The organism is Aeromonas sp. R2-2 (assembly GCF_040908355.1).
Classification (GTDB): Bacteria; Pseudomonadota; Gammaproteobacteria; order Enterobacterales; family Aeromonadaceae; genus Aeromonas; species Aeromonas veronii.
Genome location: NZ_JBFODQ010000091.1, coordinates 15,393 through 35,925 on the forward strand (window position 1 = coordinate 15,393; position 20,533 = coordinate 35,925).

The 20,533-nt window shown below is 60.7% G+C and carries 17 protein-coding genes and 6 tRNA genes; 2 read left to right on the top strand and 21 right to left on the bottom strand.

Going from position 1 to position 20,533, the window contains the following annotated elements; all coding sequences use genetic code 11:
- Positions 1-115: 115 nt before the first annotated feature.
- From AB5Z09_RS19045 to pncC, 12 genes are all read right to left on the bottom strand, one after another.
- Positions 116-192 (bottom strand) — tRNA-Arg (locus AB5Z09_RS19045).
- A 28-nt stretch (positions 193-220) separates the two neighbouring features.
- Positions 221-297 (bottom strand) — tRNA-Arg (locus tag AB5Z09_RS19050).
- 29 nt (positions 298-326) lie between these two features.
- Positions 327-403, bottom strand: a tRNA-Arg gene (locus AB5Z09_RS19055).
- 25 nt (positions 404-428) lie between these two features.
- A tRNA-Arg gene (locus AB5Z09_RS19060) sits at positions 429-505 on the bottom strand.
- Between the two features lie 100 nt (positions 506-605).
- Positions 606-682 (bottom strand) — tRNA-Arg (locus AB5Z09_RS19065).
- A 3-nt stretch (positions 683-685) separates the two neighbouring features.
- A tRNA-Ser gene (locus AB5Z09_RS19070) sits at positions 686-778 on the bottom strand.
- Positions 779-991: 213 nt separating this feature from the next.
- The gene (gene csrA, locus AB5Z09_RS19075; protein ID WP_005336053.1) at positions 992-1,180 is read right to left on the bottom strand and encodes a carbon storage regulator CsrA; all 189 of its coding nucleotides are present in this window, start codon (positions 1,178-1,180) and stop codon (positions 992-994) included.
- Between the two features lie 103 nt (positions 1,181-1,283).
- A complete protein-coding gene (locus AB5Z09_RS19080) occupies positions 1,284-2,522 on the bottom strand; it encodes an aspartate kinase (protein ID WP_041210820.1) in 1,239 nt (412 codons plus the stop codon).
- A 16-nt stretch (positions 2,523-2,538) separates the two neighbouring features.
- Positions 2,539-5,163, bottom strand: a complete 2,625-nt coding sequence (gene alaS / locus AB5Z09_RS19085; RefSeq protein ID WP_005343004.1) for an alanine--tRNA ligase — start codon at positions 5,161-5,163, stop codon at positions 2,539-2,541.
- Positions 5,164-5,458: 295 nt separating this feature from the next.
- Positions 5,459-5,968 carry a regulatory protein RecX gene (locus AB5Z09_RS19090; RefSeq protein ID WP_139742581.1) on the bottom strand — a complete coding sequence of 170 codons (510 nt, stop codon included), beginning with the start codon at positions 5,966-5,968 and terminating at the stop codon, positions 5,459-5,461.
- Positions 5,969-6,012: 44 nt separating this feature from the next.
- Positions 6,013-7,077 (bottom strand): recombinase RecA, encoded by a 1,065-nt coding sequence (gene recA / locus AB5Z09_RS19095; RefSeq protein ID WP_005348744.1) that lies wholly within the window; start codon positions 7,075-7,077, stop codon positions 6,013-6,015.
- Between the two features lie 80 nt (positions 7,078-7,157).
- Positions 7,158-7,649: a nicotinamide-nucleotide amidase gene (gene pncC, locus AB5Z09_RS19100; RefSeq protein WP_005348742.1), complete on the bottom strand. Its 492-nt coding sequence runs from the start codon at positions 7,647-7,649 to the stop codon at positions 7,158-7,160.
- Between the two features lie 322 nt (positions 7,650-7,971).
- Here pncC and mutS point away from each other — a divergent pair, with 322 nt between their 5' ends.
- The gene (gene mutS, locus AB5Z09_RS19105; protein ID WP_368196057.1) at positions 7,972-10,491 is read left to right on the top strand and encodes a DNA mismatch repair protein MutS; all 2,520 of its coding nucleotides are present in this window, start codon (positions 7,972-7,974) and stop codon (positions 10,489-10,491) included.
- Between the two features lie 75 nt (positions 10,492-10,566).
- Here mutS and AB5Z09_RS19110 read toward each other — a convergent pair whose 3' ends face one another.
- The 4 genes from AB5Z09_RS19110 to AB5Z09_RS19125 form a co-directional block, all read right to left on the bottom strand.
- Entirely contained in the window at positions 10,567-11,430 is an 864-nt protein-coding gene (locus AB5Z09_RS19110) for a patatin family protein (RefSeq protein WP_368196005.1), read from the bottom strand.
- Between the two features lie 277 nt (positions 11,431-11,707).
- Complete coding sequence (locus tag AB5Z09_RS19115) at positions 11,708-12,607, bottom strand: hypothetical protein (protein WP_368196006.1); 900 nt, start codon at positions 12,605-12,607, stop codon at positions 11,708-11,710.
- 74 nt (positions 12,608-12,681) lie between these two features.
- A complete protein-coding gene (locus AB5Z09_RS19120) occupies positions 12,682-13,371 on the bottom strand; it encodes an LrgB family protein (protein ID WP_005341581.1) in 690 nt (229 codons plus the stop codon).
- Entirely contained in the window at positions 13,364-13,765 is a 402-nt protein-coding gene (locus AB5Z09_RS19125; RefSeq protein WP_368196007.1) for a CidA/LrgA family protein, read from the bottom strand. The genes AB5Z09_RS19120 and AB5Z09_RS19125 overlap by 8 nt, the downstream gene beginning before the upstream one ends.
- Positions 13,766-13,899: 134 nt before the next feature.
- Here AB5Z09_RS19125 and AB5Z09_RS19130 point away from each other — a divergent pair, with 134 nt between their 5' ends.
- Positions 13,900-14,784 carry a LysR substrate-binding domain-containing protein gene (locus AB5Z09_RS19130; protein ID WP_323969536.1) on the top strand — a complete coding sequence of 295 codons (885 nt, stop codon included), beginning with the start codon at positions 13,900-13,902 and terminating at the stop codon, positions 14,782-14,784.
- Here AB5Z09_RS19130 and AB5Z09_RS19135 read toward each other — a convergent pair.
- The 5 genes from AB5Z09_RS19135 to ppc form a co-directional block, all read right to left on the bottom strand.
- Entirely contained in the window at positions 14,778-15,662 is an 885-nt protein-coding gene (locus tag AB5Z09_RS19135; protein WP_323969535.1) for a hypothetical protein, read from the bottom strand. The genes AB5Z09_RS19130 and AB5Z09_RS19135 overlap by 7 nt on opposite strands.
- Positions 15,663-15,774: 112 nt before the next feature.
- The gene (locus AB5Z09_RS19140) at positions 15,775-16,566 is read right to left on the bottom strand and encodes a substrate-binding periplasmic protein (RefSeq protein ID WP_368196008.1); all 792 of its coding nucleotides are present in this window, start codon (positions 16,564-16,566) and stop codon (positions 15,775-15,777) included.
- A gap of 116 nt (positions 16,567-16,682) precedes the next feature.
- The gene (gene ybaK, locus AB5Z09_RS19145; RefSeq protein ID WP_368196009.1) at positions 16,683-17,147 is read right to left on the bottom strand and encodes a Cys-tRNA(Pro) deacylase; all 465 of its coding nucleotides are present in this window, start codon (positions 17,145-17,147) and stop codon (positions 16,683-16,685) included.
- Positions 17,148-17,294: 147 nt separating this feature from the next.
- The gene (locus AB5Z09_RS19150) at positions 17,295-17,696 is read right to left on the bottom strand and encodes a hypothetical protein (protein ID WP_005336093.1); all 402 of its coding nucleotides are present in this window, start codon (positions 17,694-17,696) and stop codon (positions 17,295-17,297) included.
- A gap of 121 nt (positions 17,697-17,817) precedes the next feature.
- Complete coding sequence (ppc, locus tag AB5Z09_RS19155) at positions 17,818-20,451, bottom strand: phosphoenolpyruvate carboxylase (RefSeq protein ID WP_368196010.1); 2,634 nt, start codon at positions 20,449-20,451, stop codon at positions 17,818-17,820.
- Between the last annotated feature and the right edge of the window lie 82 nt (positions 20,452-20,533).

Here is a 20,533-nt window from a genome sequence, read left to right on the forward strand (position 1 = left end):
CAAGAACAGCCAGGTAAACGGGCGATCCACCCGCAACAGCGCACGGGGATCCGCACCAAAAAGTTAAATATCGCCCATAAAAAAACAGCCCCGACCGAAGTCGGGGCTGTCTGTATGGTGCGCCCGAGAGGATTCGAACCTCTGACCACCTGGTTCGTAGCCAGGTACTCTATCCAGCTGAGCTACGGGCGCTCATAAACTTTTGGTACTGCTTGAAATATGGTGCGCCCGAGAGGATTCGAACCTCTGACCACCTGGTTCGTAGCCAGGTACTCTATCCAGCTGAGCTACGGGCGCTCACAAACTTTTGTGTACTGCTTGAAAAATGGTGCGCCCGAGAGGATTCGAACCTCTGACCACCTGGTTCGTAGCCAGGTACTCTATCCAGCTGAGCTACGGGCGCTCATAAATCGTTGTGTCGTTTTAAATGGTGCGCCCGAGAGGATTCGAACCTCTGACCACCTGGTTCGTAGCCAGGTACTCTATCCAGCTGAGCTACGGGCGCCCTGTTTTAAAACGATAAAAAAAGCTTACTTATCAGTAAGCCTTTTCCAAAGTGTCGACTTGCTGATGGTCAACACATGACTCTTGCTTGAGTCGTAATATGGTGCGCCCGAGAGGATTCGAACCTCTGACCACCTGGTTCGTAGCCAGGTACTCTATCCAGCTGAGCTACGGGCGCAAATGGCGGAGAAGGGGGGATTCGAACCCCCGATGCGGGTATAAGCCGCATACTCCCTTAGCAGGGGAGCGCCTTCAGCCTCTCGGCCACCTCTCCGTTTGCGGGGCTGATAATACTTCACAGGGATTTTTAGTCAAACACTTTTTTGGAGAAAAAAGTGCGTTCGCTCAGCATTTGGTCAAAGCGTGGAATATTCAAACAATATCGGCACTTATCCCGCAGTTTCGCGCCCTGCAGGGCGATTTCAGGGGGCCGGAAAAACAAAAGGCGACACATGAGGTGTCGCCTTGTCACAGCCATGAAAGTGGCTTAGAAGCCCGGTTGGCCCGGAACTTTCTCGGCCTGGATGCGCTGGTAGATCTCTTCGCGGTGTACGGAGACCTCTTTCGGCGCGTTAACACCGATACGGACCTGGTTGCCTTTAACGCCCAGTACGGTGACAGTCACTTCATCACCAATCATCAGGGTTTCCCCAACACGACGAGTCAAAATAAGCATTCGCTTGCTCCTGTATCCTGTTTTGTTTTTATATCGATATGCGACATTATCTAACAAAGATACCGATATGGTAAATGGTTGAAACTAAATCAATCAGAGATTGTTAGCCCAAGGGCTGCTCTTGCGGTGCCTGATCCAACCCGAAAGCCGCGTGCAGGGCTCGCACCGCCAGCTCCAGATACTTCTCGTCAATCACCACAGAGATTTTGATTTCAGAGGTCGAGATCAACTGCATGTTGATCCCCTCCTCGCCCAATACCTTGAACATGGTGCGCGCAACACCGGGATGGTTCCACATGCCGACACCGACAATGGAGACCTTGGCAATTTCGCCATTTCCCTGCACGCAGGAGGCGCCAAGTTCGGTGGCGGTCTCCTCCAGCAGTGCCCGGGCACGGCGATAGTCGTCACGATTCACCGTGAAGGTGAAGTCGGCGGTGCCATCTCCCAGGGTGTTCTGCACAATCATGTCGACATCAATGTTGGCGTCGCTGATCGGATTCAGGATCTGCGCGGCAACGGTTGGTCTGTCCGGCACGCCCAGAATGGTCAGGCTGGCCTCGTTGCGGTTAAAAGCGATCCCGGATACCAGGGGAGCTTCCATCCTCTCACCTCCATATGTGATTAAGGTTCCCTCTCCGTCGACAAAGCTCGACAGCACCCGCAGCGGGACGCGGTACTTGCCCGCAAACTCCACCGAGCGGATCTGCAGCACCTTGGCGCCGAGACTGGCCATCTCCAGCATCTCCTCGAAGGTGATGGTGTCGAGACGACGAGCCTTGGGCTCGATGCGCGGATCCGTGGTGTATACCCCATCCACATCGGTAAAGATCTGGCACTCATCGGCCTTGATGGCCGCCGCCACGGCAACCGCCGTGGTATCCGAACCGCCGCGGCCCAGCGTCGTGATGGCGTTATGCTCGTCACGGCCCTGGAAACCGGCGATCACCACCACCTTGCCCGCAGCCAGTTCGGCATGAACCAGCTCGGTGTCGATGTGGGTGATGCGCGCCTTGCCATAGGCGGAATCGGTATGAATCCGTACCTGATCGCCAGTCATCGAGACCGCCGGGCAACCGCGTTTGTTCAACGCGATGGCCAGCAGCGCTATGGTGACCTGCTCACCGGTGGAGACCAGTACATCCATCTCGCGCCGGTTGGCATCAGGATCCAGTTGCTGGGCCATGCCCAGCAACCGGTTGGTTTCGCCCGACATGGCGGAGACAACCACCACCACGTCGTGTCCCTGGGCGCGGGTCTGCTCGACCCGCTCAGCTACCGCCTCGATCCGCTCCAGTGTGCCGACCGAGGTGCCGCCGTACTTCTGTACATAGAGTGCCACAGATCACCTCGCCCGATTACAGGCGCTCTTCCAGCCAGGAGTGAACGGATTGCAGCGCTGCCGGCACCGCCTCAGGCTGGGTACCACCCGCCTGTGCCATGTCCGGACGGCCACCGCCCTTGCCACCCACCTGCTGGGCAACCAGATTGACCAGCTCACCGGCCTTGACCTTGCCGGTCAGGTCGTTGGTGACACCCGCGATCAGGTTGACCTTGCCATCGGCACAGGTGGCCAGCAGTACAACACCGGACTTCATCTGGTTCTTCAGCTCGTCCAGCATGCCGCGCAGGGATTTCGGATCGGCCCCTTCCAGCGCTGCAACCAGCACCTTCTGACCGTTGATCTCGATTACCTGACCCAGCAGGTCGTTACCGGCCTGAGCGGCCAGCTTGGCCTTGAGCTGCTCCAGCTCGCGCTCCATCATCTTGGCCTTGTCCAGCATCTGGCGAACCTTGTCGGCGATGCAGAACTGGTCACCTTTCACCAGTGCGGCAGCCTCTTCGATCTGCTCGCCGACCTGATGCATGAAGTCGATGGCCGCTTTGCCGGTCACCGCTTCGATACGGCGCACGCCAGCTGCGATACCGCTCTCGGCGATGATCTTGAAGAAGCCGATATCACCGGTGCGCTTGGCGTGAGTACCGCCGCACAGTTCGGTGGAGTAGTCGCCCATGCGCACCACACGCACGTCGTCTTCATATTTTTCACCAAACAGCGCCATGGCACCGGCGGACTTGGCCGCTTCCAGATCCATCAGCTGGGTGGTGATTTCGTGGTTGGCGCGGATCTGGTTGTTGACCAGCTCCTCGACCCGGCGAATCGTCGCCATGGTCAGCCCCTCGAAGTGGGAGAAGTCAAAGCGCATGCGCTCGGCCCCTACCAGAGAACCTTTCTGGGTGACATGCTCGCCCAGAGCCTGACGCAGGGCAGCATGCAGCAGGTGAGTCACGGAGTGGTTCAGGGCGATGGCCTGACGACGATCTCCATCAACCACGGCTTCCACTTCGGCGCCCTTCTCCAGAGTGCCCAGCTCCATGTAGCCCTTGTGGATGATCGCCTTGCCCGCTTTCAGTGTGTCGGTCACGGCAAAGATACCGTCGTCCACTTTCAGGGTACCGCTGTCGCCAATCTGGCCGCCGGACTCGGCGTAGAAGGGGGTCTCTTCCAGCACGATGACCGCTTCGTCACCGGCGATAAGACCGCTCACCTCTTCCACACCCTTGTAGATACCAACCACGCGGGTGCGCTCGGTCAGGGTCTTGTAACCGGTGAAGGGGGTCTCGAAGTCGAGCTTGAGCATCTCGTTGTAGTTCACGCCGAAGCTGGAGGCCTCTTTGGCGCGAGCACGCTGCTTCTCCATCTCGGCCTTGAAGCCCTCTTCGTCGATGCCGATCTCGCGCTCGCGCACCACGTCGGCAGTCAGGTCGGCCGGGAAGCCGTAAGTGTCATAGAGCTTGAACACCACTTCGCCCGGAATAACCTTGGCATCACCCAGGTTGGCCAGAGCGTCTTCCAGCAGCAGCAGACCGCGATCCAGGGTGCGGACAAACTGCTCCTCTTCGATGCGCAGCACGCGCTCGACCAGCGGCAGCTGGGCGATCAGCTCGGCAGCGACATCCTTCATCTGCACTGCCAGCTCGGCAGCCAGTTTGTAGAAGAAGACATCGGTAGCGCCCAGCTTGCGACCGTGACGCACGGCGCGGCGGATGATGCGACGCAACACATAGCCACGACCTTCGTTGGACGGCATCACGCCATCTGCCACCAGGAAGGCGCAGGAGCGGATGTGGTCCGCGATGACGCGCAGGGACTGGTTGCTCAGATCGGTGGTGCCGACAATCTCGGCCGCTTTCTTGATCAGCGCCTGGAAGATGTCGATTTCGTAGTTGGAGTGGACACCCTGCATGATGGCGGAGATACGCTCCAGACCCATGCCGGTATCCACGGACGGACGCGGCAGCGGCTCCATGGTGCCGTCAGCCTGACGGTTGAACTGCATGAAGACCACGTTCCAGATCTCGATGAAACGGTCGCCATCCTCTTCCGGTGAGCCGGGACGGCCACCCCAGATGTGATCGCCGTGGTCATAGAAGATCTCGGTGCAAGGACCGCACGGGCCGGTATCGCCCATCGCCCAGAAGTTGTCGGAAGCGTAAGGGGCACCCTTGTTGTCACCGATGCGGACGATGCGATCGGCCGGGACACCGACCTCTTTTTCCCAGATATCAAAAGCTTCATCGTCAGTCGCGTAGACGGTCACCAGCAGGCGATCTTTCGGCAGCTGCAGCACCTCGGTCAGGAAGCCCCATGCAAACTTGATGGCATCCTGCTTGAAGTAGTCACCGAAGCTGAAGTTGCCCAGCATTTCAAAGAAGGTGTGGTGACGAGCGGTATAGCCGACGTTTTCCAGATCGTTGTGCTTACCACCGGCACGCACGCAACGCTGAGAAGTCGTCGCGCGATTGTAGGCACGCTTGTCTGCGCCAAGGAACACGTCCTTGAACTGGTTCATACCCGCGTTGGTAAACAACAGGGTCGGGTCGTTATGCGGTACCAGCGAGCTGGAGGAGACAACCTGGTGCCCCTGGGAACGGAAATACTCGAGAAACGCAGCGCGAATCTCTGACGTGGACATATACATGGAAAATCCTGCTTGATTCGAATACGGACTTTTAACCGCATTAATGTAAGTTTTCTGCGGGGTAAAGTAAAACGGACAGGGCCGCCACGGGCGAAAAAGCGCACATAAACGGGCCAGAAAAGAGCGCCGCTGCCCACAGTGGCTTTTTTCACTGTCGAGAGGCAAAAAAGCAGCGCATATAGAGGGATGAGATGAACAAAAGGCCGCTTTTTCGGGATTGTGCGCGCAAGCTACTGAACGGGCAGGAAAAACCTGCCACAAGGAGAGGTGAAACGACGGTTGCCACGCAGTGGCGTTACTCTTCCCGCTCCTGCAGGGCAGAGATGGCATAACGGGCCTGATCCTGGGTAAAGCCGCGCCCCAGCAGATACTTGAGCCACTTCATCCGCAGCTTGAAATCCGCCAAATCGGCCACCCGGGCGCGCCGTTCGAGCAGGGCAAACGCCAGTTCGAACCAGTCCAGCTCCGGCTGATCGAATGCGGCATCAATCTGCATATCGTCGAGCCCCTTGCGGCGCAGATCGAAGCGGATCTTGATGGGGCCATGGCCCTTGGCGGCTCCGGCACGTACAGCCATACCGCCGTAACGTTCGTCATTGACCCAGTTGTAACCGCGGCAGTAGTCGACCACCGCCTCGATCACCTCTTCATTGAAGCCCTGCTGGCGCAGCCGGTTGGCCAGCTCCGACTCGGCACTCTCGCGACGGGCCAGACTGCGCATGGCAAAGGCGCGGGCGGCGGTAAGCTGCTCTGCAAAGGTCGGTTCGGCAGGCTCGACCGGTTCGGTAACGGATTCATCAACCATCATAAATAACAAGGCCGGGTATCTACCCGGCCTTCCTTTGTTCCTTATTCGAACTCTTGTTCGCTTTCGGCATCGAACTCGTCTGCCTCAACCGGTGCTGCCTTGTCATCGACTGGCACGGCACCGGAGAGCAGCAGCTCGCGCAGGCGAGCCTCCACTTCGCCAGCCATCACCTTGTTCTCGGCGAACAGCTTCATCACGTTGGCCTTGCCCTGACCGATCTTCTCGCCGTTGTAGCTGTACCAGGCGCCGGCCTTGTCGATCAGCTTGTGCTTGACGCCGAGATCCACCAGCTCGCCCTCTTTGGAGATACCGGCACCGTAGAAGATCTGGAATTCAGCCTGCTTGAAGGGCGGGGCCACCTTGTTCTTGACCACTTTGACGCGAGTCTCGTTACCGACCACTTCGTCACCTTCCTTGATGGCGCCGATACGACGGATATCCAGACGCACGGAGGCGTAGAACTTGAGCGCGTTACCACCTGTGGTGGTCTCCGGGCTACCGAACATGACGCCGATTTTCATCCGGATCTGGTTGATGAAGATGCACAGGCAGTTTGCGTTCTTGATGTTGGCGGTCAGCTTGCGCAGCGCCTGGGACATCAGACGAGCCTGCAGACCAACGTGGGAGTCACCCATCTCCCCTTCGATTTCCGCTTTCGGCGTCAGGGCCGCCACGGAGTCGACGATGATAACGTCAACCGCGTTGGAGCGAACCAGCATGTCGCAGATCTCCAGCGCCTGTTCGCCGGTATCCGGCTGGGAGATGAGCAGGTCGTCGACGTTGACGCCCAGCTTGGCAGCGTAGATAGGGTCGAGAGCGTGTTCCGCATCGACGAAGGCACAGGTTTTGCCTTTCTTCTGGGCTTCCGCGATCACCTGCAGGGTGAGGGTGGTTTTACCGGAAGATTCCGGGCCGTAGATTTCGACGATACGGCCACACGGCAGACCGCCAATGCCCAGCGCCACGTCCAGCGAGAGGGAACCGGTAGAGATGGCTTCGATATCCATGGTCTTGCTGTCGCCCAGACGCATGATGGAACCTTTGCCGAACTGCTTTTCAATCTGACCCAGCGCAGCCGCCAGTGCCTTCTGTTTGTTCTGATCCATGCCAATCTCCGCTGGAAATCGTGAGTAAGAAGTGAAGTTGGGCTAAGTATACTGTCTATTCATACAGTATCAAGCCCAATTTATCTGAGCAGGGCCAACAGACCCGACAAGGCCTGTCTCACCGCCTGCTGGCGTACCTGCCGGCGATCCCCGTCGAAGCGGGCCAGCAGGGAGTGGTGACGGCCATTGCGGTCGGCCCAGGCGAACCAGACGGTGCCGACCGGCTTGCCTTCGGTGGCGCCGCCGGGGCCGGCGATGCCGCTGATGGCAACGCTGATGGAGGCAGACGAGTGCGCCAGCGCGCCGCGGGCCATCTCCAGCACCACGGCTTCGCTCACCGCACCGTGCTGCTCAAGGCTCTCGCTGCTCACCCCCAACATCTGCTGCTTGGCTTCGTTGGTGTAAGTGACAAATCCGCGATCGAACCAGCCGGAGCTACCCGCGATGTCGGTGATGGCCGTAGCCACCCCACCGCCGGTACAGGATTCGGCGGTCGCCGCCAGCCAGCCCCGTTGACCAAGGGCCCGTCCCAGCTCGATGGCAAGGTGCTCTATCTCTGCATCCAGTTTCATCACGACTCCTTATGATCCGCTCAAGGGGCACATTATGCGATCCCGCTAGCGCCGCCCGCAACCACGGCAGACCGCCCTTGCCTGCCGCAATGTGAGGTGCCGCACCGGCGTCATGCCTTCAATAGTGCAGAACAACCGCGCCCGGAACACCCGCTCCCCCGCCGCGGCGCTTATGTGTAGAATGGCGCCATCAAGCTCAAGGCTCATCACCGCAGACACTGGCCCGCAGAGGCCCCTTCTGGAACAGAACATGACCGCACAACACCAAGCCAGCGGCGCCACAAGCTCCGCTCCCGGCGCCAATCTGAGCGCCCACACGCCCATGATGCAGCAGTACCTTGGCCTCAAGGCCGAGAACCCGGAGATCCTGCTGTTCTACCGGATGGGCGACTTCTACGAGCTGTTCTATGACGATGCCCGCAAGGCCTCTCAGCTGCTCGACATCTCCCTGACCAAGCGCGGCCAGTCGGCCGGCAGCCCCATCCCGATGGCGGGGGTGCCCTATCACGCTATCGAAGGGTATCTGGCCAAGTTGGTGCAGCTCGGCGAGTCGGCCGCCATCTGCGAACAGGTGGGGGATCCCGCCACCAGCAAGGGGCCTGTGGAGCGCAAGGTCATTCGCATCATCACCCCGGGTACCGTCTCCGACGAGGCTTTGCTCAGCGAGCGACAGGACAACCTGATCGCCGCCGTCTATCACGATGGCCGCCGCTTCGGTTACGGCACCATGGACATCGGCTCCGGCCGCTTCTTCATCAACCAGTTCGAGAAAGAAGAGACCTTGCTGGCAGAGCTGCAGCGCACCAATCCGGCCGAACTGCTCTACCCGGAATCGTTCGAGTTCCTGCACCATATAGAGGGTCGCCGCGGCCTGCGTCGCCGCCCGGAGTGGGAGTTTGAGCTGGGCACCGCCCGCAAACTGCTCTGCCAGCAGTTCGGCACCCAGGATCTGGTGGGATTTGGCGTCGACAAGAGCGAGACCGCCCTGTGCGCCGCTGGTTGTCTGATGCAGTACGTAAAGGACACCCAGCGCACCGCCCTGCCCCACATCCGCAACGTACGCCTCGAGCAGCCAGATCACGCGGTCATCATGGATGCCGCCACCCGCCGCAATCTGGAGCTGACCCAGAATCTGGCCGGTGGCTACGAAAATACCCTGGCCGAGGTGCTGGATCGCACCGCCACCCCCATGGGCAGCCGCCTGCTCAAGCGCTGGATCCACCAGCCGATCCGCGATCGGGTGATCCTGAAAGGTCGCCAGAGCACCATCCATACGCTTATCGAGCAGAACCTCTACGATGAACTGGGCAGCCTGCTGCGTCAGGTGGGGGATGTGGAGCGGGTGCTGGCGCGCCTCGCCCTGCGCTCGGCCCGCCCGCGCGACCTCACCCGGCTGCGTCAGGCCTTCGCCCAGCTGCCCGAGCTACAGCGTCTGCTGGCGGACAACGAACACGAAGCGGTGCAACAACTGGCCGAGCGTGCCAGCACCTTCCCCGAGCTGCTCGACCTGCTGGAGCGCGCGGTGATGGAGGTGCCGCCGGTGCTGATCCGCGATGGTGGCGTGATCCGTGACGGCTTCAATCAGGAGCTGGACGAGCTGCGGGATCTCGCCAACGGCGCCACCGCCAGCCTCGCCCGCATCGAGGAGCGGGAAAAACTGCTGACCGGTATCAACACCCTCAAGGTGGGTTACAACAAGGTACACGGCTTCTATATCGAAGTGAGCCGGGCCAACAGCCATCTGGTGCCAGCCCACTACATCCGCCGTCAGACCCTCAAGAACAACGAACGCTACATCATCGATGAGCTGAAGAAGTACGAGGACAAGGTACTCACCGCCCAGTCCCAAGCGCTGGCGCTGGAGAAACGGCTCTACGAAGAGCTGCTCGATACTCTGCTGCCCCACCTCGGCGATCTGCAGGATTCCGCCGCCGCACTGGCGGAGCTGGACGTGCTGGCCAACCTGGCCGAGCGGGCCGAGACCCTCGACTACCGCTGCCCGACGCTTATCGATGAGGATCAGATCCTGATCGAAGCGGGCCGCCATCCGGTGGTTGAGCAGGTGATGACAGATCCCTTTATCGCCAACCCTATCCGGCTGGAGCGGGAGCGACGGATGCTGATCATCACCGGCCCCAACATGGGCGGTAAATCCACCTACATGCGCCAGACCGCGCTGATCGTGCTGCTGGCCCACATCGGCGCCTTCGTGCCGGCCGACAGCGCCCGCATCGGCCCCATCGACCGCATCTTCACCCGCATCGGGGCATCGGATGACCTGGCATCGGGACGCTCCACCTTCATGGTGGAGATGACCGAGACCGCCAATATCCTCAACAACGCCACCGCCCGCAGTCTGGTGCTGATGGACGAGATCGGCCGCGGCACCAGCACCTACGACGGCCTCTCGCTGGCGTGGGCCTGTGCCGAACAGCTGGCGAGCAAGATTGGCGCCTACACCCTGTTCGCCACCCACTACTTCGAGCTGACCCGCTTGCCGGAGCTGATGAGCGGGCTGGCCAACGTCCATCTCGATGCGGTGGAGCACGGCGACACCATCGCCTTTATGCACGCGGTGCAGGAAGGGGCGGCCAGCCGCTCCTACGGTCTGCAAGTGGCAGCGTTGGCCGGGGTGCCGAAATCGGTGATCCAGCAGGCCCGTCACAAGCTGCATGAGCTGGAGAGCGCCACTCCGGTGGCCGCAGGTGAAAGTCGCCCGGCTCCGGCGACTCTCGCCCCGCAGCCTCATCCGGTGGTGGAAGAGCTGGAAGCAGTGCGCCCGGACGAATTGACCCCCCGTCAAGCCCTCGACCTGCTCTATCGCCTCAAGCAGATGCTGTAAGCACTGGCTGCCGTACAAGCATGCAAAGGGGAACCGCGAGGTTCCCCTTTTTATGTTCAGCACCCGGCAAAGCAGTCAGGCCACCGCTCGCGCCTCTCCACGGGCCCGCAGCAGACTCTGGCGCCCCTGCCAGTAACCCTGCAGATAGCCGGACTCCAGCTTGACCGGGTCCTGGGTAAAACGGGAGACCATGAAATCGGTCGGTGGCGCGATCACCTCGATGTCGCAATCGGCAGGGGGGTTGGCGATGAAATCGAGCGCCCGGTTGTAGGCACGATCCCGCTCCAGCATGGCTTGCGCCAGCGCAGGCTGGGTTTTCAGCAAGGCTTTGACCATCCAGCAGAAACGGGCCGGCTTCTTGCGATATCCCCAAGGCTCCGACAGCACCACCGTCATCCGCCGCGCCCCGCGCCGATAGGCCTCTATCACCGGAATGGAGTCGCTGATACCACCATCGGCCATGGGGCGACCATCGACGCAGGGGGTATCGTGCTGCACCACCGGCAGGGCGCAGGTGGCGGTCAGCACCTCATCCATGTTGTCGGGCCGCACCGGCAGATAGATGGCCTTGCCGCTCACCACATCGGTCGCCACCGCGTAGAAGGGAATGTCGCGGGCGCAGAAAGTGTCGAGATCGAGCGGGAAGCGATGGCGACTGGCTTGCCACAGCCAGCAGATGTCCACCAGATCGCCCCCTTTGACAAAGCGCAGGGGATCGAGAAACCGGGAACTGCAAGCCAGCTCGGTGATGATGTGGTGACTGCGGCGCGGCTGCTCGCTCAGATAGGAGACCAGATTGGTGGCACCGGCCGAGACGCCCATGACGAAATCGAACGGGTAGTGGTGACTTTCGACAAACGCATCGAGCACGCCGCTGGCAAAGATGCCGCGCATCGCGCCCCCTTCGACAATCAGGGCGCAAGAGTGGGGATTAAACATAACAAGGCTCCGTCAGCTGTAATACCTGCCGGGATCGATCCCGGCCCAGTGATGGACGCCTTCATGCAGAACATCAAGACGCCGCAGCAGGACGATTCAGGCTCACTCACACAAGCCAGAAGCGGGCAGGAGCAAACCTGAACCGTGAAGCGACCCCCAGTATATGCAGCGCACCAACCTTCAAAAAATGAATTTAAATAATAAAAAACATGCCTTTTTGGCATGACTTGGTTCATCAGCAGAGACGGCCCTTTATCCGGGAACAGCACCATCAGGATCAAGGCAGCCCGGGCCCGAACGTCCCGTCGACGGGGTTGTAGTGGTACGCCCGATAGTCAAAGTCCACCTTATCAAGGCGCGGATTGGCCAACTCGAACAACAGGCGCTTGGGGAGCTGCGCCTGATCGAGGGAAGGTTTGAAGTGGCGCAGCCAGAGCTGTTGCAGCGAGCCATCCCGCCACGCCAGCTTGAGCCCGACCGAGAGGCGGCGGATGGCGGCCTGATTATCCTTGTGGGTGTAGAAGAGGTGGAGGAAGGGATAGTGCAGCGCCACTCGCCGATCCACGGTGAGGCCGGGCAGATCACTGTGCTGCTCCTGCTCGATAAAGAGCTCGTTGGCACCGCGGCAGAAGAGATCAATGCGGCCACGGGCAACCAGTTTGAATAGCCGCTCGTAACCGTCGATCTCCTGCACCTTGAATCCCCCATGACGCAGGATCTCCGCATCCTGCCAGCCACGCCCTTGCCCGTGCAGAAATTGCTGCAGCTCGGCCAGGGTATTGACCCTTGCCACCGCATCGGCCTGCTGCGGGCTGACAAAGCAGATGCGATAACCGAGGATGCCCAGCTCCACCGGAAAACGGACGTAATCCAGCGCTCCGCTCTCCGCGGCCGGGCGCAGACTGTCGGCCACAAACAGATTGGGGTATTGCTGAGTCTGCACAATCTGTCGCATCCGGATACGGTTCATCGGCGGCGCGGTTCGCAGCTCGTAGTCACCGAAGCTATCGCGGGTCTTCTCCAGCGCCAGCTGCAGCAGCTCGCGAAAATAGATGGTGCGCTGATCCCGGTCGCTCTCCGGGCTGATATGGGTAAAGATGTCGCTCGCCCGCAGGGGGGCGGCAAGAAGTGAGAGGCTGCACAGCAGCAAGAAGGAAGCGAGGCGATGAAAGGTCATACTGCTCATCCCGGGAATACACGCTCACTAGAGTGTAGCGCCGGGACGAGCAGCCTTGTAAAGAGAAGCTCAGCCTACCAGAACATCCGGCCCAGCAGGGGCGCCAGCAGCACGGTCACCATGCCGGCAATCATCATCACCATGCTGGAGACCACCCCCTCTTCGTTACCCATCTGATAAGCCCTGGCGGTGCCGGCGCCGTGGGCCGAGGCTCCAAAGCCGGCCCCCTTGCCGAGACGGCTGCGAATGGCCAGCACGGTGAGCACGCTCTCCCCCACCGCCATGCCGATGACGCCGGTGAGCACCACAAACAGCGCCGTGAGATCGCTCTGACCACCGATGGCGCGGGTCGCCTCCACCGCAAACGGCGTTGTGATGGAGCGCATCGCCAGACTGCGCTGCAGCATGTCGGAGAGATCCAGCCAGCGAGCCAGCAGCACGGTACTGCCCACCGCCATGATGACCGAGGCAACCACCCCCACCGACAGCGACAACCAGTGGCGACGAATGAGCTGGCGGTTCTCGTAGACCGGCACCGCGAAGGCGACGGTGGCGGGGCCCAGCAGCCAGAGCAGCCAGTGGGATTCCGCCATGTAATCCTGATAGGGGATGTGGAACAGCAGCACCACGGCCACCAGCAGGGTCGGCGCCAGCAGCAGCGGCATCAGCGGCAGGATGCGTTTCTTGCCGTAGAGCCATTTGCTGGCGTAGTAGAAGAGCAGGGTGAGGGCGAAACAGATCAGCCCGAGCAGGGTATCAGACATGACGGCGACTCCGGCGGGCCAGTTTCAGTTCGAGGCGGTAGACCCGGTCCACCACCAGCGCCGTGGTGCCGAGCACTAGCGTGGTGCTCACCAGCAGCACCACCATGATGCGCCACCCCTCCTGCAACAGCAGTTCCTGATAGTTGACTACCGCCACCACGGCGGGCACGAAGAAGAGCAGCATCTCGGCCAGCAGCCAGCGAGCCCCCGCCTCAAACCACTGCACCTTGACCACCCCGAGCAGGATGCAGGCCAGCAGCAACAACATGCCGGTGAGGTTGGCGGGCAGCGGCAGATGGAGGGTACGCACCGCGGTATCGGCCAGCAGCCAGATGGCTGCCAGCAACACAATCTGGAAGGGAGTCTGTAACCAGCGCAAGCAGAGGGCTTTCATGATCATCGTCTTTCTGTGAACCGGCTCACAGTATAGAGTTGAGCAAAACCTGCCAGAAATGAATTAAAATTATCAAATTCATGCCGCATAGGCATACTTCATCCCGTACCCGCCAACACGAGTCGAGAGAGTCCATGGATATTCGCGCCCTGCGCTATTTTGTCGAACTGGTGCGGGAAAAAAGCTTCACCCGCGCCTCTGAAAAGCTGTTCGTCACCCAGCCCACCATCAGCAAGATGATCCGCAATATCGAAGAGGAGCTGGGTCAACCCCTGCTCAACCGGGAAGGGCGCCGCTTCACCCTGACCGACAGCGGCCAGGTGCTGTTCAACCGGGCCCAGACCATCTTGGCGGAGATGCAGCAGCTGGAGGCCGAACTGGCGGATCTGCAGAGCCTGCAACACGGTCGCCTCACCCTTGGCATTCCCCCCATGGTAGGTCACGTCTATGCGGATCTGATCCGCGCCTACCGTACCCGCTATCCCAAGGTGGAGCTGACCCTGGTGGAGTACGGCGGTCGCCGCATCGAACAGGCGGTGCTGGAGGGGGAGCTGGATCTCGCCATCACCATGCTGCCGACCAAAGAGGGGGGCGCCCTCAGCGCGCTGGAGCTGGATCAGTACCCGATCCGGATAGTGCTGCCAGATCAACCGCGCTGGCATGGCGAGGCACCGCTGCGGCTGGAGTCTCTGCAGGAAGAGCCCTTCCTGCTCTATACCCAGGCATTTACCCTGAGTGAGCGGCTGGAGCAGGCGTGTCAGGAGGCGGGCTTTGCGCCACAGGTGGCGGCGCGCAGCAGCCAGTGGGATTTTCTCACCGCCATGGTACGCAGCGGCATGGGGGTCGCCTTCTTGCCGGAGCCGGTCTGCAACCGGCTGACCCCGGATGGTCTGGTGCTGCGGCCGCTGGAGCCCGAATTGAGCTGGCGACTCGGGGTGATCTGGCCGAGCGAGCGCTATCTGTCGCGCACCGCAGAGGCCTGGCTGGCCCTCTGCCGCCAGCGGCAGGCACCTCAGTAATCGCCGAAGCGATCGGTCTGCGGATTGTAGAAGTAGGGGCGGTAATCGAAGCTGATCCCGTCGAGGAAGGGGTTATCCAGTCGCAGCAGTCGGCGCTGGGAGAGCTTGGCAAAGGCGATGGCCGGGCCAAAGCTCTTGCGCCACAGCGCCTGTAGCGAGCCATCCTGCCACGCCAGCTGCAACCCCCGCTCGACCCGCTGCAGCGCCTCACGATTGTTGGGGTTGGTGTAGAAAACCCGGGGCAGCGGGTAGTAGATCAACAAGGCGTCATCCACCAGCAGATCCGTCATCTCCTTGTGGGTAAGCTGCTCGCTACGCAGCTCGCTCACCCCGCGGCAGAAGAGATCGAAGCGGCCCCGCGCCACCATTTTGAACAGCTTCTCGTACCCCTCCACTTCCACCACCTCCATCCCGGCGTAACGCAGGATATCCACATCCAGCCACCCCTTGCCCTGACCGAAGATGAACTGGCGCAGCCCCTTGAGGTCGGTCACTTTGCTCACTGCCCCCTTTTGCTGCGGGCTGACAAAACAGATGCGGTAGCTGACGATCCCCAGATGGATGGGAAAACGGACATAGGCGAGCCCCAGATCCTCGCGGGTGCTGCTGTAGCTGTCCATCACAAAGAGGTTGGGGTAGCTGTCGAGCTGCATGCTGAGCCGCTCGCGTGCCTTGGTCATGGGCGGCGCAGGCTCCAGCAGATAGTTGCCAAACTGGTCGCGGGTCTTGTCGAGGGCGAGCCGCAGCAGCTCCCGATCATAAGTGGTGCGCGGATCCCGCTCGCTCTCCGGGCTGATATGGGTAAACCGGGTGGCCGCCTGTCCGGTCAGCGACAACATGCAGAGCAGAGCGGCAGCAAGCAGATGCAGGGGTGACATAAACCGCGCCTTGGCTGAAGGGGTACTTTCAGTGTAGCCCCTGAGCGTGGCTGCTCGGCCCTGCCACCACCCCACGATCTCATCCCCTTTTCGGCCAGTCGCATCCATCAGCCTACTCCCCCACCGGAGGCGTGCTTCTGAGCGCTGTGGCATAACGCTGATAGGCAGCAGAGTCGCGCACCTGCTCGATGGCATCCCACACCTGCCGACTTTGTCGGGGATGGGCCTGATAGAAGCGGTGAGAGAAGACCAGATAGTAGGGCTTCTCCACCAGCACCGGCGACAGCCGCTCGATGCGAGTCTGCAACGCGGGATGGGCCGCCAGAATACTGTCAGCCACCTCGGTCTGGATGGCGGTCGCCTGCGCCCGATCCATCACCAGCTTTTTCAAAATGATCAGCGGGTCACGGCTGGAGTCATCCACCTCGGCTCCCGCAGCCTGCAACAAGTCGACGATGGAAAATCCGGACTGGGCCGCCACCACGCCATTGACCCTGAGGGTGGTGCCATCCCACTGGCTCTTGCCCCCCTTGAGCTGGTAGAGACTGTAGCTCTCGGTCAGCAGCCGCTTGGCAGGGTCGGGTTTGCCCTCACGCATAGGATAGACCCCCACCTTGGTCGCCCGCTCGACGCTGTAACTCATCTTGATGGCCGCATCCATCTGGCCACTGCTCACCCGAGAGAGGCAGCGCTTCCACGGTAGCGGCGTCAGCACGATCTCGGCATCAAGAGCGGTAGCAACCGCCTTGAGGTGATATTGCACAACCCCCTCCCCCGATTGCAGCAGCCAAGGGTAGGAATCACTGTTTTCAAAGCAGGTACGCAGCGTAAAGGCCGGAGCCGCGCTGCCGGTGGCGGGCAGCAGCAACGAGATGAAGAGCAGGAAGCGGGCAGATGCGCGCATGGGCCATATCCTTGGCGGCAATTATTCCATCTCCACTATATCAGCCAGGAGTGAGCCAACAAGGATACATCCGGGCCACCACAGGCCCGGAGGGCAGGTTCACACTGTGCCCGGCACTACTCTTCGCCGATGGGAGCTGCGATCCACTTCATCAGCGTCAGCATATCCTGCGGCGCCACGCCGACCGAGAGGCCGCGCTTGCCGCCGCTCACCAGGATCTCGTCAAACTGCAGCGCCGACTCATCGAGCACGGTAGGCAACTGTTTCTTCTGCGCCAGCGGGCTGATGCCACCCACCTTGTAGCCGGTCAGCTTCTCCGCTTCCGCCGGTTTCATCATCTCCACCTTCTTGAGACCGGTCGCCTTGGCCAGCTGTTTCAGACTGCACACGCCGGATGAGGGAACGATGGCCACCACCGCCTGCTTGTCGTGATGGGCGACCAGAGTCTTGAACACCTGCGCCTCCGGCAGCCCGAGCTGGGTCGCGGCATGCTTGCCGAAATCGTCGTGGGCTTCGCACTCGTAGGGGTAGAGCTTGTGGGGGATTTTGAGCTTCTTCAGCAGGTTGATGGCAGGAGTCATGATGGTTGCCTTGAATCGAATCGCATAAAAACAAGGCCAAACAGTCTGCTCCTTACACTTGGGTGATGCAAGCCACGCTCGAACGTTGATGTTCGGCAAGAGTTAGAGCAAGCCAATACTTTTAACAAACTGGTGAGGAGCGATTAGTCACATGGCAGGCCATTGCCCATTCAGTTCAATACACTCCTTACGAAACTTGCCCCATGGTTTGGGGTCTGTAACGCCATTTAGTTTCAAGCCCATATTGATCAATAGACTCCGGAAAATCCGGAGCTGGCGCAAAACATTGAACTCAGCCCGCTCATGTGTGAGATGAGTGGACGCAACCAATTGAGAAATCGAGTCATCAACTGTTGAACCATACTCCTGACGGAAATCATCCAAGGTAGCATCGAACGTTGATTCTCTGAGCTCTTTTAGGATGGCGGGAGACATAGTGGAATAGTCTTGAGCTTTAGTAATCAAGCCATCACAGACCGTGTTGATATCCGTTGTATTAGCCCATGATGCGGAAGAAACGAGCAGGAAAAGTAAATAGAGTTGGCGCATGAATAGATTCCCCCCATAAAGGCTGAAATGATGCTGCAATCAACAAATTTTGAAAAGGGCGCCTTATTGGCGCCCTTTGGCTTGATGTATATAACTGAAGCCTGCTGGCTTGGGCTGGCTATCAACCGGTGTTGCGCATCCCTGCAGCAATACCGGCGATAGTGACCATCAGCGCCTTGTCCAGCTCGGGGTGCAGGGTCTCCGGGTGGTTGCGGGAGCGGTTGAGCAGCTCGGCTTGCAGCACGTTGAGCGGGTCAGTGTAGGGGTTGCGCAGCTTGATGGACTCCTTGATCCAGGGCTGATCCTCCAGCAGATCCCCGCGCGGGCTCAGTTTCAGCACCACCTCGATGGATTCGGCGAGCTCCTGACGCAGCTGTTTGCCAAGGCCCCACAGCTCCTGCGGCACCAGACGGGTGTCGTAGTACTCGGCGAGCCAGACGTCCGCCTTGAGGAACACCATCTCCAGCATCTCGAGGCGAGTGCGGAAGAAGGGCCACTGGGCGCTCATCTCTTCCAGCACCGCCAGCTTGCCGCCGTCGATCGCCTGCTGCAGTGCCTTGTGGGCACCGAGCCAGGCTGGCAGCATCAGGCGGTTCTGGGTCCAGGCGAAGATCCACGGAATGGCGCGCAGGCTCTCGACGCCGCCATTGGGCTTGCGCTTGGAGGGACGGGAACCGAGCGGCAGCTTGCCGAGCTCCATCTCCGGGGTAGCGGCACGGAAGTAAGGGACGAAATCCGGATGACCGCGCACGATACTGCGGTAGTGCTCGCAGGAGTCGGCGGCCAGCTGTTCCATCACCTCGCGCCAGCACTCTTTCGGCTTGGGCGGCGGCAGCAGGTTCCCTTCCAGCACGGCGCTGGTGTAGAGCTCCAGACTCTTGATCGCCACTTTCGGCAGGCCGAACTTGAAGCGGATCATCTCCCCCTGTTCGGTGGTACGCAGACCGCCGCGCAGGGATCCCGGCGGCTGGGAGAGGATGGCTTGATGGGCAGGCGCACCACCACGACCGACGGTACCGCCACGGCCATGGAACAGGGTGAGTCGGATGTTGTTGGCTTCGGCAAGTCCCACCAGGGATTCCATGGCGGCGTACTGGGCCCAGCCAGCGGCCATCATGCCCGCATCCTTGGCAGAGTCGGAGTAACCGATCATCACGTACTGACGGCCCTGAATGTAGCCGCGATACCAGTCCACCGAGAGCAGACGCTCCATCACGGCGGTGCCTGCCATCAGGTCATCCTGGGTCTCGAACAGCGGGGCGACCGGCATGCGGAACTTGCAGCCCGCCTCTTTGAGCAGCAGTTGCACCGACAGCACGTCGGACGGCGCACCGGCCATGGAGATGATGTAGATACCGAACGCATCGGGGTCGTGCTCGGCGATGACCTGACAGGTATCCAGCGTCTCGCGCACCTCGGCGCTCGGCTCCCAGTCGTGGGGAATGAGCGGGCGGCGGGAGTTCAGTTCGCCCAGCAGGAAGGCCTGCTTGTCATCTTCGCTCCACTCGGCGTAGTCACCCAGACCCAGATAGCGGGTCAGCTCGGAGAAGACCAGCCCGTGGCGCTCACCATCCTGACGGATATCCAGCTTGACCAGATGGATGCCGAAACAGGCGACCTTGCGCAGCACATCCAGCAGCATGCCATCGGCGATGTTGCCCATGCCGCAGGCGTGCAGTGAGTGGTAGCAGAGCTCCAGCGGCTCGCGCAGCTGAGCGGTGGTCTTGACCAGATCCTGGCTCTCGCTCACCTGGCCCTGCACCTTGGCGGTGAGGTGCTCCTTGGTTTCGCGCAGCGCTTCACGCAGCTCGCGCACCAGCGCACGGTAGGGCTCGGGGTGATCGCCAACACGAGCGCGCACGGCGTCGGTGCAGTCGGACATGGAGAGCTCGGAAGTGAGCTCCTTGATGTCTTTGTAGAACAGGCTCACCGCCATCCAGCGGCCCAGCTCCAGCACTTCGGCAGTCACCTTGGCGGTAACGAAGGGGTTGCCATCGCGGTCACCGCCCATCCAGGAGGTGAACTTGACCGGCGCGGCATCCAGCGGCAGCCGCACACCCAGATGGTGTTGCAGACGCTCGTCCAGATTGCGCATGAATTCGGGAATGGCAGGCCACAGGCTGTTCTCCACCACGGCAAAGCCCCACTTGGCCTCGTCGACCGGAGTCGGGCGCTGTTCGCGGATCTCGTTGGTGTGCCACGCCTGATTGATGAGCTGTTCGATGCGGTTGAGGATCTTGTCCCGCTCGCGGGGCAGCAGGTCGGAGAGCTCCAGCGCCTCGAGGCAGTCGTTGAGCTGTACGTGCTTGTGGATCAGGGTACGACGGGTCACCTCGGTGGGGTGAGCGGTCAGCACCAGATCGATATCCAGCTCGCGCACGGCCTGAATGATGGCCTCTTGTGACAGGTTGGATGCCTTGAGTTTGTCGAACATCTGCTCCAGCGGATCCGGGGTGCAGACCTGCTCTTCACAGCGACGGGAGATGGTGTGGAACTGTTCCGCCACGTTGGCCAGATTGAGGAACTGGCTGAAGGCGCGAGCCACCGGCAGCAGCTCGTCGTCGCTCAGGGTGCGCAGGGTATCGAGCAGACGTTCCCGGTCTGATTCATTGCCCTTGCGGGAGGACTTGGCCAATTGGCGAATGGTTTCGATCTTGTCGAGAAAGGCCTGACCCTGATGATCCTTGATGGATTTACCCAGCAGCTGACCCAGCATACCTACGTTGGCGCGTAGTGCGGCGTACTTTTCGTTCATTCCACATCCTTATCTTGTTGGTGCCTGACACCCATCCGGGGTGCTAGACGACCTCACTTATTGTTGTGCGATTACAACATAT

What these genes read in the sequence shown, in the direction of transcription:
- csrA (WP_005336053.1), bottom strand. Translation starts at nt 1,180, where the DNA reads ATGCTTATTTTGACTCGTCGTGTTGGGGAAACCCTGATGATTGGTGAT.
- alaS (WP_005343004.1), bottom strand. Translation starts at nt 5,163, where the DNA reads ATGTATATGTCCACGTCAGAGATTCGCGCTGCGTTTCTCGAGTATTTC.
- AB5Z09_RS19090 (WP_139742581.1), bottom strand. Translation starts at nt 5,968, where the DNA reads ATGGTTGATGAATCCGTTACCGAACCGGTCGAGCCTGCCGAACCGACC.
- recA (WP_005348744.1), bottom strand. Translation starts at nt 7,077, where the DNA reads ATGGATCAGAACAAACAGAAGGCACTGGCGGCTGCGCTGGGTCAGATT.
- pncC (WP_005348742.1), bottom strand. Translation starts at nt 7,649, where the DNA reads ATGAAACTGGATGCAGAGATAGAGCACCTTGCCATCGAGCTGGGACGG.
- mutS (WP_368196057.1), top strand. Translation starts at nt 7,972, where the DNA reads ATGATGCAGCAGTACCTTGGCCTCAAGGCCGAGAACCCGGAGATCCTG.
- AB5Z09_RS19110 (WP_368196005.1), bottom strand. Translation starts at nt 11,430, where the DNA reads ATGTTTAATCCCCACTCTTGCGCCCTGATTGTCGAAGGGGGCGCGATG.
- AB5Z09_RS19115 (WP_368196006.1), bottom strand. Translation starts at nt 12,607, where the DNA reads ATGACCTTTCATCGCCTCGCTTCCTTCTTGCTGCTGTGCAGCCTCTCA.
- AB5Z09_RS19120 (WP_005341581.1), bottom strand. Translation starts at nt 13,371, where the DNA reads ATGTCTGATACCCTGCTCGGGCTGATCTGTTTCGCCCTCACCCTGCTC.
- AB5Z09_RS19125 (WP_368196007.1), bottom strand. Translation starts at nt 13,765, where the DNA reads ATGAAAGCCCTCTGCTTGCGCTGGTTACAGACTCCCTTCCAGATTGTG.
- AB5Z09_RS19130 (WP_323969536.1), top strand. Translation starts at nt 13,900, where the DNA reads ATGGATATTCGCGCCCTGCGCTATTTTGTCGAACTGGTGCGGGAAAAA.
- AB5Z09_RS19135 (WP_323969535.1), bottom strand. Translation starts at nt 15,662, where the DNA reads ATGTCACCCCTGCATCTGCTTGCTGCCGCTCTGCTCTGCATGTTGTCG.
- AB5Z09_RS19140 (WP_368196008.1), bottom strand. Translation starts at nt 16,566, where the DNA reads ATGCGCGCATCTGCCCGCTTCCTGCTCTTCATCTCGTTGCTGCTGCCC.
- ybaK (WP_368196009.1), bottom strand. Translation starts at nt 17,147, where the DNA reads ATGACTCCTGCCATCAACCTGCTGAAGAAGCTCAAAATCCCCCACAAG.
- AB5Z09_RS19150 (WP_005336093.1), bottom strand. Translation starts at nt 17,696, where the DNA reads ATGCGCCAACTCTATTTACTTTTCCTGCTCGTTTCTTCCGCATCATGG.
- ppc (WP_368196010.1), bottom strand. Translation starts at nt 20,451, where the DNA reads ATGAACGAAAAGTACGCCGCACTACGCGCCAACGTAGGTATGCTGGGT.